The sequence below is a fragment of the Flagellimonas ochracea genome, assembly GCF_009903685.1.
Taxonomy (GTDB): Bacteria; Bacteroidota; Bacteroidia; order Flavobacteriales; family Flavobacteriaceae; genus Flagellimonas; species Flagellimonas ochracea.
This window is the reverse complement of the sequence record NZ_JAAABI010000003.1, coordinates 58643-72145: the sequence shown is the minus strand read 5'-3', so window position 1 is coordinate 72145 and position 13503 is coordinate 58643. Positions and strand designations below refer to the sequence as shown.

Annotated in this window: 12 protein-coding genes; 8 read left to right on the top strand and 4 right to left on the bottom strand. The window is 42.2% G+C overall.

Annotated features, from left to right (window positions below; all coding sequences use genetic code 11):
• The first annotated feature begins 156 nt into the window (after positions 1–156).
• From GTQ34_RS10390 to GTQ34_RS10380, 3 genes are all read left to right on the top strand, one after another.
• On the top strand, positions 157–771 hold the full coding sequence (locus GTQ34_RS10390) for a deoxynucleoside kinase (RefSeq protein ID WP_166523744.1): 615 nt from the start codon (positions 157–159) through the stop codon (positions 769–771).
• Between the two features lie 99 nt (positions 772–870).
• The gene (locus GTQ34_RS10385; protein ID WP_166523743.1) at positions 871–1260 is read left to right on the top strand and encodes a hypothetical protein; all 390 of its coding nucleotides are present in this window, start codon (positions 871–873) and stop codon (positions 1258–1260) included.
• 168 nt (positions 1261–1428) lie between these two features.
• Positions 1429–2133, top strand: a complete 705-nt coding sequence (locus tag GTQ34_RS10380) for an energy transducer TonB (protein WP_166523742.1) — start codon at positions 1429–1431, stop codon at positions 2131–2133.
• Positions 2134–2267: 134 nt separating this feature from the next.
• Here GTQ34_RS10380 and GTQ34_RS10375 read toward each other — a convergent pair whose 3' ends face one another.
• The 4 genes from GTQ34_RS10375 to GTQ34_RS10360 all read right to left on the bottom strand — a co-directional run bounded on the left by GTQ34_RS10375 (position 2268) and on the right by GTQ34_RS10360 (position 9014).
• Complete coding sequence (locus tag GTQ34_RS10375; RefSeq protein WP_166523741.1) at positions 2268–4670, bottom strand: sodium-translocating pyrophosphatase; 2403 nt, start codon at positions 4668–4670, stop codon at positions 2268–2270.
• A 111-nt stretch (positions 4671–4781) separates the two neighbouring features.
• Positions 4782–5309 carry an inorganic diphosphatase gene (locus tag GTQ34_RS10370; protein WP_166523740.1) on the bottom strand — a complete coding sequence of 176 codons (528 nt, stop codon included), beginning with the start codon at positions 5307–5309 and terminating at the stop codon, positions 4782–4784.
• Positions 5310–5384: 75 nt separating this feature from the next.
• Positions 5385–7880 carry a DUF5686 and carboxypeptidase-like regulatory domain-containing protein gene (locus GTQ34_RS10365; RefSeq protein WP_166523739.1) on the bottom strand — a complete coding sequence of 832 codons (2496 nt, stop codon included), beginning with the start codon at positions 7878–7880 and terminating at the stop codon, positions 5385–5387.
• A gap of 156 nt (positions 7881–8036) precedes the next feature.
• Complete coding sequence (locus GTQ34_RS10360) at positions 8037–9014, bottom strand: pyruvate dehydrogenase complex E1 component subunit beta (RefSeq protein WP_166523738.1); 978 nt, start codon at positions 9012–9014, stop codon at positions 8037–8039.
• Between the two features lie 169 nt (positions 9015–9183).
• Between GTQ34_RS10360 and GTQ34_RS10355 the strand changes: the two genes are divergently transcribed.
• The 5 genes from GTQ34_RS10355 (at position 9184) to GTQ34_RS10335 (ending at position 13494) form a co-directional block, all read left to right on the top strand.
• A complete protein-coding gene (locus tag GTQ34_RS10355) occupies positions 9184–9930 on the top strand; it encodes an electron transfer flavoprotein subunit beta/FixA family protein (RefSeq protein ID WP_166523737.1) in 747 nt (248 codons plus the stop codon).
• A 77-nt stretch (positions 9931–10007) separates the two neighbouring features.
• A complete protein-coding gene (locus tag GTQ34_RS10350) occupies positions 10008–10976 on the top strand; it encodes an electron transfer flavoprotein subunit alpha/FixB family protein (protein WP_166523736.1) in 969 nt (322 codons plus the stop codon).
• Positions 10977–11066: 90 nt separating this feature from the next.
• Entirely contained in the window at positions 11067–11699 is a 633-nt protein-coding gene (locus GTQ34_RS10345) for a bifunctional nuclease family protein (protein ID WP_166523735.1), read from the top strand.
• Positions 11700–11709: 10 nt separating this feature from the next.
• Complete coding sequence (locus GTQ34_RS10340) at positions 11710–13176, top strand: NupC/NupG family nucleoside CNT transporter (RefSeq protein WP_166523734.1); 1467 nt, start codon at positions 11710–11712, stop codon at positions 13174–13176.
• 96 nt (positions 13177–13272) lie between these two features.
• Positions 13273–13494: a four helix bundle protein gene (locus GTQ34_RS10335; protein ID WP_166523733.1), complete on the top strand. Its 222-nt coding sequence runs from the start codon at positions 13273–13275 to the stop codon at positions 13492–13494.
• Positions 13495–13503: the final 9 nt, after the last annotated feature.

Below are 13503 nucleotides of genomic sequence, written 5' to 3'. Positions count from 1 at the left end.
CATTTTGATGGCAAAAGTACATATTTGAATGGTATTTTAAAACTTTGTTTTTTAAAGGTAAAACCAACTTCATTTTACCTAGTTTTTTTTCCCTGTCTGGATATACTTTGTATATTGCAAGTCCCGTTTTCCTAATCAACAAAACACTAACACCCTATGCACATTGCGGTAGCAGGAAACATTGGCGCCGGAAAAACCACTTTGACCAATTTGTTGGCAAAACACTATAAATGGGATGCCCATTTTGAAGATGTGGTGGACAATCCGTATTTGGACGATTTTTACACACAAATGGAGCGCTGGAGTTTCAATTTGCAGATTTACTTCCTTAACAGTCGATACCGCCAAATTTTACGAATCAGGGAAAGTGGAAAAAATGTGATCCAAGACCGTACCATTTACGAGGATGCCCATATTTTTGCACCCAACCTACACGCCATGGGCTTAATGACCAACCGGGACTTTGAAAATTATAAAAGTCTTTTTGAATTGATGGAAAGTCTGGTGCAGCCACCAGATCTATTGATTTATTTAAGAAGTTCCATTCCCAACTTGGTGAACCAGATCCATAAAAGGGGCCGGGAATATGAAAATTCTATTTCTATCGATTATCTAAGTCGATTGAATGAGCGCTACGAAGCTTGGGCCAACACCTATGAAAAAGGGAAATTGCTTGTTTTTAATGTGGACCGTCTTAATTTTGTGGATGATCCTGAACATTTAGGGGAGGTAATCAACCGTATTGATGGCGAAATCCACGGATTGTTCTAGCGGTTTTTGAAATCTGAAAACTCTCTTCTCCAATTTAGTTTTTGGTATTTTTAATTCTAATCCCATTACGGGAATTGGACAAAAATTTAAATAGATGCCATGAAAAAAATCGTAATCACCTTCAGTGTTGTTCTTTTTGGTTTTGCCGTTCCTTTTTTGGAAATCAATGACACCCATGTTTTCAATCCCGATTGGACCCCGCATGTACGTATCCACGAGGTATGGCAGTTACTCACCAACTCGGGCATTGGACTATTGTGCCTTTGGCTTGTTTGGGCCAAGAAGGAAACCAAATTAAGCTTGATTCTCAGTATGCTGGTAACAGGTGGTTTTTTGTTGGCATTCGGCCTAAAAGAATTCTATGGAGGCTCCATGAAATATTTGGATGGAAGTGAAAAAACACTTTTAGGAATCAATATTGGTCTTTTAGGTTTCGGAGTGGCGTTTGTATTGTTAGTGGCCAGCTCTCTTGTGGATAGGAAAAAGTAAACACCATCAACATCTTATCCTGTAAGATTGATTTAAAACCCCAAATTTTATTAGGTTAATACGTGACCCTTGGACTGTTCCCTCAACGAAAACACTTGGTCGCTCATTCCCACTTTCTATCCTTTGGTTTTCAAGGTAGTTTAGACTGTAAACTAAAATTTGAAAATTATGGAAACAAAAAAACATCCACATTTGGACTTAAAAAGGAACAGCACCATTTACTTTTTGATGGGTCTTTCCCTCATACTCCTTCTGGCCTATGTGGCCTTGGAATGGAAAACGTACTACCCTGCCAGTGACTGGGACCATACGAGTTTGTCCATTCAGGATGAGTTGATTGAAGAGGTGCCCATCACCAAAATTGAATTGCTCAAACCAAAGCCCATTATCCAGGCACCACCAGTGATAGAAATAATCGAAGATGATGATAAAAAGATTGAGACCATCATAGAAGCATCGAACCCCAACCAGGATACAGAGGTCATTGCCGTTGACAATATTGAAGTGGCTGAATCTGACGAACCCGAAAGCATCCCCTGGATACTCATTGAAGATGCTCCCGTTTTTCCCGGGTGTGAAAATGAAACTGATAAAAAGGAATGCTTTCAGGAAATGATGCAAAAGCACATTCGAAAGCACTTTAAATATCCGGAAATTGCACAGGAAATGGGATTGCAAGGTAGGGTGAACATCATGTTTACCATTCAAAAGGATGGTAGTATTTCAGAAGTTCGGATGAGAGGCCCCCATGAAACTTTGGAAAAAGAGGCTGCCCGTATTATCTCCAATCTACCTTCGATGACTCCGGGAAAGCAGCGAGGAAATCCTGTAAAAGTCCCGTTCTCCATTCCGATAACATTTAAGTTGCAATAAACCGTCACATCGAGCGCAGTTGAGAACGTTAATGATCATGATTACATCTCAACTGCGCTGGAACTGACACTGGAACCCAAAAAAAAACCACGCTAAGGGCGTGGTTTTTATTTTTTCGAAAGAACTAAATCTATCTATTCTTTGGCCATTGCGTTTTTGTACGTCTCAACCAATTTTTCAACTTCTTCTTTTGTGGCTCCAGTGAACTCTTTAACTTGTTCCACAACTTCTCCTCCAACCTCAGCAGTAGAAGTAACAACAGCTTTGTAAGCACCCTCTGCGGTATTGCTCATTTCCACCTTGAACTCCTTTATCATTTCCTTGGTTTCTTTCATTCCGTCAGTAGTGATGGAAATCTTAGTTCCATCTTCTTTCATCAAACTAACCTCATCCGCGGCAGCAAGGCTTACCAAACTTGGTGCAATTACCAAAGCCACAACGGACATCAACTTCAACAAGATGTTCAAAGAAGGGCCTGAAGTATCTTTAAAGGGATCACCAACGGTATCACCAACTACAGCGGCTTTGTGGGCATCAGAACCTTTTCTACCATCACTTTCAATGGTTTTCTTGGCGTTATCCCAAGCACCACCTGCATTTGATTGGAAAATAGCCATCAAAACACCACAGGTGGTAACACCTGCAAGAAGACCACCCAACATTTCAGCTCCACCAATAAATCCTACTGCTACTGGAACAGCGATTGCCAAAAGACCTGGCAATACCATCTCTTTAATGGAAGCTTGTGTAGAAATAGCAACACATTTATCATATTCCGCTACCCCATCAGCAGCATCAAAAATAGCTCTATCCTCAGGTGTTGCTTTGGAAATATCAGAATCATATTTACGCATTACTTCCAGCGCAGCTTTTAATTGTGGAATATCTCTAAACTGACGACGAACTTCTTCGATCATTGCCATTGCAGCCCTACCAACAGCATTCATTGAAAGTGCGGAGAATACAAATGGAAGCATTCCCCCAATCAATAGACCGGCCATAATATCTGGTTGCGAAACGTCAATAGAGGTTACGTTGGCCGTTTTCATAAAGGCTGCGAACAAGGCCAAAGCTGTTAAGGCGGCAGAAGCAATCGCAAAACCTTTACCAATTGCAGCAGTAGTGTTACCAACCGCGTCCAATTTATCGGTACGCTCACGAACTTCTGGATCTAGTTCAGCCATCTCGGCAATACCACCAGCGTTATCAGAAATAGGTCCATAAGCATCAACAGCCAACTGGATTCCTGTATTTGCCAACATTCCCACCGCAGCAATTGCAATTCCATAAAGACCGGCAAAGTGATGCGAAACCAAAATTGCGGTAGCAATCAAAAGAATAGGAATCATTGTGGACATCATACCCACTCCAAGACCGGCAATAATGTTTGTAGCCGCACCTGTTTCGGACTGGCGTACAATGGAGTTAACAGGTTTAGTTCCTGTTCCGGTATAATATTCTGTAACCTTACCAACGGCAAGACCAGCTACGAGACCAGCTATAGTTGCCCAAAAGACACCCATGGCAGAATATGTTGTTCCGGCTTCCACCCAAGATTCGGGTAACATGGAATTAATTATGAAATAGGAAGCGACCAACATTAGTGCGGCCGAACCGAATTCGCCAATATTCAATGCTGTTTGTGGGTTGCCACCATCTTTAACCCGAACGAAGAATGTTCCGATAATCGACATCACAATCCCCACCGCTGCCAATGCCAAAGGTAAATAAACAGCTCCCAATCCATCATAAGCCCCTGCAAATTCTGGAAGGGTGGTAAATACGGCTCCCAATACCATGGTACCGATAATGGAACCTACATAGGATTCAAAAAGGTCAGCTCCCATTCCGGCAACATCACCGACATTGTCACCAACATTATCCGCAATTGTTGCAGGATTCAACGGGTGATCTTCAGGAATACCAGCTTCAACCTTTCCTACCAAGTCCGCACCAACATCGGCAGCTTTGGTATAGATACCTCCACCTACACGGGCAAAAAGCGCAATGGAAGAAGCCCCTAGAGAGAAACCGGAAAGTACGTTCAACACTTCACCAATTTCCCATCCTTGACCACTATATATCATGAAAAGACCGCTCAATCCAAGAACACCAAGTCCCACAACTCCAAGACCCATTACCGCTCCACCAGCAAAGGCTACTTCCAAAGCCTTGCCCAAAGAAGTTCTGGCAGCATTTGTAGTCCTGACATTGGCCTTGGTGGCCACTCTCATTCCAATAAATCCTGCCAATGCAGAACAAATGGCCCCTACAATAAAGGAAACAGCGACCATACCATTAGAGCCTGATTCGTTGCTGCCTTTAAAGTAAAGCAGGATAGCAACGGCCACAACGAATATGCTCAATATTTTATATTCTGCCTTTAGGAAAGACATTGCACCATCGGCAATATTTTTGGCAATTCTTGCCATTTTATCATCCCCGACTTCCTGTTTAGAAATCCATACATTCTTTAAGAATACGTACAACAAGCCCAGGACACCAAATACGGGCAAAAACTTTACGATCAAATCCATAGTTTGTAGTTATTTAAGATTTTTTTAATGGCTGCAAAAGTAGTAAAATACACACTAATAAAAAAAATGCGCTTTTGGTAAAAAGAGCGCATGAAATCTTGTGAAAAAAAACTAGATGGTGAAGGTCCGTTTCTTCTTGTGGTCACTTTCCTCATACCTTTTCACACATTGATGATAAATTGCAATGGCTTCCTCAGCATTGCCCCATCCCCCGGTATCTACTTTCTTCTTCTCCAAATCTTTGTAGACCTGAAAAAAGTGTTCAATTTCCTTCAATCTATGAGGGTTTAGGTCGCTAATATCGTTCCGTTTGCTCCAAATGGGGTCGGAAACGGGTACACAAATCAATTTTTCATCCGGTCCCTTTTCATCGGTCATATGGAAAACGCCAACGGGTTTCACTTCCATAACTACCATGGGATACGTGGGTTCTGTACCCAATACCAATACATCCAATGGGTCTTGGTCCAAAGCCAGGGTCTCCGGAACAAAGCCATAGTCCCCAGGATACATCATAGAGGAGAAAAGGGTGCGGTCGAACCGAATTTTATTGAGTACGAAATCATATTCATATTTATTTCTACTTCCTTTGGGAATCTCTATCAACACGTCGAAGGTAACAAGTTGTTTTTGGGTCATGCTTAAGGTTTTGCTTTTTGCAAAAATAGGTAGATACAATGGATTAGGTTGTGGAAATCGTTTCTTAGGAATTCATTAAAAATTGAATCCAAAAGTGCCCGTAATTCCAAATGGTCTGGCGTTGGGGTTGTCCAGATAGTTGCCCCTAAAGTTGAAATCGATTCGCAGTATTTTAAAAATATTCCCTACCCCGAAGGAATATTCCCAATAAATTTGGTCCTCGGGTGCAACCAAAGGTATGTTGGTCGGAGCGCTCAAAGCAATGTTTTCATCAGACAGTTGCCCCCATGCCCCTCTTAATCCCACAATCTCCCGTAGATTCAGTTTTCGCAAAAGCGGGATCCGAGAGAACAATCTACCATTAAAATTATGTTCCAAATGTAGTGTTGCATAGGTGTCGGTCACAAACTCATAAAAATCCAAATTGGGAAAAGTGTTGTACAACGAGAATAGGGTTTGGTTTCCTGGAATTACACTTAACAGGCTTAGAGGAACCTCCCCAAAGGTCTTTCCCAGTTCCAAGCTAGTCGTTAATCTTCCAAAGCCTCCTACTTGCCAAGGTTGTTGGTATGAAAATTGAAGCCGTTCATAATCAAAATCACTTTCCAAAAAACCTTGTATACCTTTGGTATAATTAAGAACCAAAGTGCTGTGATCATCATTAATGTTAGATCTTTCGACACCATAACCAATGGTCCTCTTGCCAGGTGTGTAGATCAATGTGGTATTTAAATCAAGTTGTTTAACCTCTGAAGATGTCCCAGTTGGACTTTCAGGATCAATATAATCCAAACTAAAGGCCGTCGGCAGTGCTGAACTCAACGTGCGGAAAGAGCTCCCCAAACGAATCCTAAAGTTTTTTAAGGGCTCCATCTCTAGATTCAGTGTAGATAGGTTTATGTTCGTAAGTCTGTCGTTAGCACCTACCGTAACCAATGAAGATGATGCAATGCTTCTCCCCAAAACATCCGAGGTGCTGGTCAAGCTCAGACCCAACTGTTCAATATCCCTTCGGTTACCTCCAGATAAAATAAGGCGTGTTTTTCGGTCCAACAAAAACTTGCCAGATAAGCCATGTTTGAACTTTTTATCTGAAAATCCATAAGCCATATAGCCTTCCAGTCTCCATGTGTCATTTTGGCCAAAATAAGTCCTGGCTCCGCCTCGAATACGTGCCCCTTCAGCGTCGTTGAAACCAAAAGTGCTGTAGATGTCGCCAATGTCAATGTTCCATTTGTCTATTTCTATGTAGCCCGAACCCAAGATGCTCACTATATCGTAGTACGTGCGAAACTTCGGGACCGTTTTTAAGGTGTCCAACAACTTAAAGATGCCCGATTCATCATCGCTCAAACTTTCCAATCGGGCATTGTTCCAAAAAACACTGTCCCTGGAAAACACCCTGGGGTCATAGGGGTCAGATTCCGCCTTATAAAACTCTTCTGGTCGCTTAAGGTCAAATGCATAGTTGTCGTAGACCGTTGTTCTTTTTCCATAAACTCCTCTGGACTTTTCCTTTTTTGAAAAACTAAAATCGCTCAACATATAGTCCCTTTTCAGCAAAAAGACCGAATCGTTGACCACCTCAAAATCCTGCTCAATATAGATTTCTTTCACCCAGTTTATATTGGCACTTCTGGTAACCTGCATATTGATGTTCTTGATGGCGTAGGTGGTATCGTTCACCCAAAAGTCACCCTTGAACGTGAGCTCGTTTTTCCTTCTGGGATAGTAAATTATGTTATAGCACCATTTATTATCAATATAGGCACTATCTGAAAGCACATAGTTATAGGTATCCACCCCAGTTTTTGACAAGGGACTTGTAAAGCTTTTATCGAAAAACTTCAGATAGTTGTCATAAATATCATAGTCAGAATATAAGTCCTCTACAAAAGCTGTAATAGATTGGTTACCTTCAAATCCGGAATTCTTATTGCCTTGAACGTCCTCTTTCTCCTCTTCCAATTGATTGTCCCCGTAGACCCTTGAAAAACTTTCGTTCAAGAAAAAGGGCAGATATGTTTTCCCTGTTACCCGTGAGGTGTCCAGATTATCGAACATAAATTCCAGGCCTTTAAATAGCTTACTTTTGATCAATGCACTGTCAATAGTATTTAAGTCAAACTCGATTTTTTCATATTTATCGTACTGATACTGTTTGAACTTACGAACGCCATTTTCTCTCTTTTTTGCCCATATTTTTTTGAGAATGTCGATGGCCGGATTATTTTTTTTGGATTGTTTTCCCGTATAAATGACCACTTCCTTCAGTTGCTCTGTAGATTCCTTTAGCACTATTTCGAGTCCATAATTTACTTTTTGCGGAAGTTCCAGTTCCATGGTCTCAAATCCAATAAAGGATACTAAAAGTGTACTGTAGGTATTCTCCGATTCCAGATAAAAACGACCATTGTCATTTGTAATGGTGCCATCGGTGGAATTTTTGAAGAAGATATTGGCAAATGCGATGGGACTTCCCGATTCATCCAAAACAATACCTCCCACCTTAGTTTGTGAAAAAAGGGAAAAAAAAGTGAGGAAAAAGAAAACAGTTAGAAATCTTTTCATGATTTGTGCGTGGGCAAGAAGAAAACCAATTTCCAGTTTTCTCGAGCGTCAGGTCCTAATTTGGTTTAAAAAGTAATTTCTATCAAAAACTGTTCCTTAAAAAAGCCTCGTCAACATAAGTCGGCGAGGCGAATATAGCTTACATAATTATTGCACTTATCGATATAACACTTTCTTAACAGCCTTTATGACATCTTCATGATTTGGCAACCATTCTGCCAAAAGTACTGGAGAATAAGGGGCCGGAGTATCCGCTGTATTCAATTTTACAATAGGTGCATCCAAATAATCGAATGCCTTATCTTGAACGTGATATATGATTTCCGTGGCCACATTGCCAAAGGGCCATGCTTCTTCCAAAATCACCATTCGATTGGTTTTCTTCACAGAATTGAGAATGGCATCATGGTCCATGGGACGTACCGTTCGCAAATCAATGATTTCACAGCTTATACCCTCTCTCTCCAACTCATCGGCTGCTTTGTAGGCTTCCTTGATAATTTTCCCAAAGGAAATAATGGTCACATCGGTACCCTCTCTTTTGATGTCGGCAACACCTATTGGAATGGTATACTCCCCTTCGGGCACTTCACCTTTATCTCCATACATCTGTTCCGATTCCATAAAAATGACAGGGTCGTCATCACGAATGGCCGTTTTCAACAATCCTTTGGCGTCCGCAGGGTTTGATGGAACCACCACTTTTAAACCAGGACAGTTGGCATACCAACTTTCAAAAGCCTGGGAATGCGTAGCAGCCAATTGTCCTGCAGAAGCTGTAGGCCCCCTAAAAACGATTGGACAGTTGAACTGCCCTCCGGACATTTGTCTTATTTTCGCCGCATTGTTGATTATCTGGTCGATTCCTACCAACGAAAAGTTGAAGGTCATAAATTCAATGATGGGACGGTTTCCTATCATTGCAGAGCCAACCCCAACGCCGGCAAATCCCAGTTCAGAGATAGGTGTATCGATTACGCGTTCAGGGCCGAATTCGTCCAACATCCCCTTGGAAGCCTTGTACGCTCCATTGTATTCCGCCACTTCCTCGCCCATTAAATAAATGGTATCATCCCTGCGCATTTCCTCGGACATTGCCTCTGCAATGGCTTCCCTAAACTGTAGTGTTTTCATCTAATCCTATAAGGTTTGGTTCTATTTGCTTTAAAATGCAAGCAAAAATAGAAAAAACTAAGACAACATATGTGCGTAGAAAACCAAAAAAAGGCACAATATTTATTATGCATGCATAATAAATTTCGGATTTTATAGCTATCTTTGATGCGAAAAATTAATAAATACCATGAAGATATTAGTTTGCATCAGCAACGTACCGGATACCACTTCCAAAATCAACTTTACGGAAGGGGATACCAAATTTGATACAAACGGTGTACAATTTGTAATCAACCCCAACGATGAATTTGGCTTAACGCGTGCCATGTGGTTCAAAGAAAAGCAGGGTGCTACAGTCCATGTGGCCACTGTTGGCGGACCACAGACCGAACCCACCATTCGTAAAGCACTTGCCATTGGTGCCGATGAAGCCATTAGGGTGAATGCCGAGCCCACGGATGGTTTCTTCGTAGCGAGACAATTGGCCGAAGTTGTAAAAAATGGAGGGTACGACCTTATTATTGGTGGACGTGAGTCCATAGATTATAATGGCGGAATGGTACCAGGAATAATGGCCACTCTTTTGGATATGAATTTTGTGAATACCTGCATCGGACTGGAAATTGATGGCAATAATGCCACGGCGATGCGTGAGATTGACGGCGGTAAAGAAAAACTAAGCACAACATTGCCTTTGGTTATCGGAGGACAAAAAGGTTTGGTAGAAGAAAGTGACTTGCGCATTCCAAACATGCGTGGTATCATGATGGCCAGAAAAAAAGCACTTAATGTTGTGGAACCTGTGGACGCACCTATGCCAACCCAAGATCAAAAGTTTGAAAAACCTGCAGCAAAAGGTCCCGTCAAATTGGTAGAAGCCGACAACGTAGGTGGATTGGTTGACCTTTTGCACAACGAAGCCAAAGTAATTTGATTTGAAAATCAAATTCAAAGCACCAAGTACCAAACACTTGGAATTTGGGATTTAAAAAATTGAAATTGTAGAAAATTATGCCAGTATTAGTATATACCGAATCAGACAAGGGAAAATTCAAGAAAAATGCTTTTGAAGTGGCCTCCTATGCCCATAAAGTGGCCCAGGAACTTGGAGACATTGTTACCGCCGTTGCCGTAAACAATGATGAGCACGAAACATTGGGCAAGTATGGCGTTTCCAAAGTATTGAATGTCTCCAACGACCAATTGGACACTTTCAATGCCAAAGCCTATGCCAATATATTGGCCCAAGCGGCTGAAGCAGAAGGTGCCAAAGTCATCATATTGAGCTCCAGTGCTGACACCAAGTTTTTGGCTCCCATACTCGCCACAAAACTTAACGGTGGTTATGTGCCTAACGTAGTTGAAGCACCGATGAGCACCTCACCCTTCGTCGTTAAAAGAACGGCTTTCAGCAACAAAGGATTCGCCCACACGGAAATTACAGCCAAAACTAAGCTTATAGGGGTGTCCAACAATGCTTTTGGTGTAGCGGAAAACGAAACAGCAGTTAATGTTGAAGATTTTTCTCCTGCTTTGGGCGATGGCGATTTTACCACGAGGTCTGTGGAAGTGGATAAAGTTATGGGGAAAGTTACCATTGCCGATGCCGACATCGTAGTTTCCGGAGGAAGAGGCCTCAAGGGTCCTGAAAACTGGGGAATGGTTGAGGATTTGGCAGAGGTTTTGGGAGCCGCTACCGCATGCTCAAAACCAGTTTCCGATTTAGGGTGGAGACCGCACAGCGAGCACGTTGGTCAAACCGGGAAACCTGTTGCCAGTAATTTGTACATCGCCATCGGCATCTCTGGCGCCATTCAGCATTTGGCCGGAGTCAGCGCCTCCAAAACCAAGGTGGTTATCAACAATGATCCTGAAGCTCCTTTCTTTAAGGCAGCCGATTACGGTATTGTTGGCGATGCCTTTGAAGTGGTGCCAGAACTCATTGAAAAATTAAAAGAATTTAAGGCACAAAACGGGTAAATTTTGTTAATTTGCCCACCACAAGGGGCTGTTCAGATAACTGGCAAAGCCACTTATTTGAACGGCCTTTGTTGGTTTTAGGAGGAGAATATGAGCTTAGTACGATTAAAAATAAAGGGAATATCATATAGTCAGACGCAAAATGGCGCATATGCCCTTATTTTGAATGAAGTGGAGGGTGACAGAAAACTTCCCATTGTCATAGGTGCTTTTGAAGCACAATCCATTGCCATTGCCTTGGAAAAAGAAATTAAACCTCCTAGGCCGCTCACCCATGATCTATTCAAAAACTTTGCGGACCGATTTCAAATAGTCATTAAGCAAGTTATCATCCATAAATTGGTGGATGGTGTTTTTTATTCCAGTATCATTTGTGAACGGGATAAAGTGGAAGAAATCATTGATGCACGTACTAGTGATGCCATAGCATTGGCCTTGCGGTTCGAAGCTCCAATTTTTACTTACAAGACCATTCTGGACAAAGCAGGAATCTTTCTCAAATTCTCTTCCAAAGAAAATGAGGAAAATGAGGATGATGACAGCATCGTGGTCGATGAAATTCTTCAAGAGGGAGAGGCTGTTGAGATTGAATCTGGTTCCGAAACCCATGGATTTAGAGAAATGTCCCTTGAAGAACTCCACAATGAATTGAAAAAAGCCGTGGCCAATGAAGATTATGAAAAGGCCGCCAAACTCCGGGACGAAATTTCCAAGCGCAAATAGACCAAAATATATGGGTAAAAAAACCATAAGTTTGCTGATACTCCTATTTGTAGGCTCCATTGCCCTAGGTCAAAATAACATTCCCATAGACACCCTTGCTTTGCAAGAAGCAACCGCCGAAATCTATGAAAACATTGCCTCCGAACCCGGAAAAATGATTCCCAACCAAGGATTCTCTTTTGGTAGTCTGTCACGGGGAGCATTGGGCATGTTGGTCTTGGTCTTTATTGCCTTTCTATTCAGTTCCAATCGCAGGGCCATTAATTGGAGAACCGTCGGTATTGGACTGGGCATACAATTGCTATTGGCCATCGGTATTTTGAAAGTGCCTTTCATACGAGAATTTTTTACCATTTTAGGGAAGGTGTTCAACGAAATCTTGAATTTCACCATTGCCGGCAGCGAGTTTCTTTTGGGGGAAAATCTGTTGGACATCAACAATCCCAGCGTGGGCTACGTTTTTGCCTTTCAGATTTTGCCTACCATTATATTCTTTTCCGCACTTACCTCAGTGCTTTTTTATTTGGGAATCATCCAAAAAGTGGTTCGGGCTCTAGCTTGGTTGTTGACCAAATCCTTGGGAATCTCAGGGCCTGAAAGTCTTAGCGTTGCTGGAAATATTTTTTTGGGACAAACGGAATCACCGCTTATGATCAAAGCCTATTTGGAGAAAATGACCAAATCCGAGATTTTATTGGTCATGATTGGTGGCATGGCAACTGTGGCCGGTGGGGTTTTGGCCGCTTACATTGGATTCTTGGGAGGTAATGATGAGCAATTAAGGCTCGAATTTGCACGGCATTTGATTGCTGCTTCGGTAATGGCTGCTCCCGGAGCGATAGTTATCTCCAAGATTTTGCATCCACAAACAGAGCCCGTGGACACCAACGTAAAAGTATCCACCGAAAAAATCGGCTCCAATCTATTGGATGCCATTGCCAACGGTACCACTGAAGGATTAAAATTGGCCGTGAACGTGGGTGCCATGCTTTTGGTCTTTGTGGCCTTTATCGCCATGATCAATGGTATTTTGGGCTGGGTGGGCGACCTTACCCCGTTCAACGACTGGATTGCCGCCAATTCACCTTACGAAAATTTATCGCTGGAATCAATTTTGGGAACCGTTTTTGCACCTTTGATGTGGTTGATTGGGGTCTCCAATGAAGACATCATGTTGATGGGGCAACTCTTGGGCATCAAACTAGCAGCCAGTGAGTTTATAGGGTACATCCAACTGGCAGAGTTAAAAGATGTTGCCAGTGAGCTTCGATTCACCTATGACAAATCCGTGATCATGGCGACCTATATGCTCTGTGGCTTCGCCAACTTTGCCTCCATCGGAATACAGATTGGTGGTATTGGTTCCTTGGCTCCTGGACAACGCAAAACCCTTTCCGAATTTGGTATGAAAGCCGTTTTGGGTGGTTCCTTGGCCTCCTTGCTTTCAGCAACCATCGCTGGAATGATTTTGGGATAACTAGCTCTGGCAAAGGGTTCAGGACAAAAGGTGAAGGAACTAAGATAACGGTAGAAATATTCGTAACAACCTCGAATTTTAAATTGATTCATCAAGATGAGAAATTTTCGAGAGTTGGAAGTCTGGAAGGATTCCAGAGCGTTAGCTAAAGAGGTATATCAGATTTCTTCAAACCTGCCTGATTCAGAAAAATACGGTCTTATTTCCCAAATCAATAGATGCGCTATTTCCATACCAGCAAACATTGCTGAGGGCTGTAGTAAATTTTCACAAAAAGATTTTGTACGTTTTTTGCAGATCAGTTTGGGTTCGGCCTAGGAATTGCTA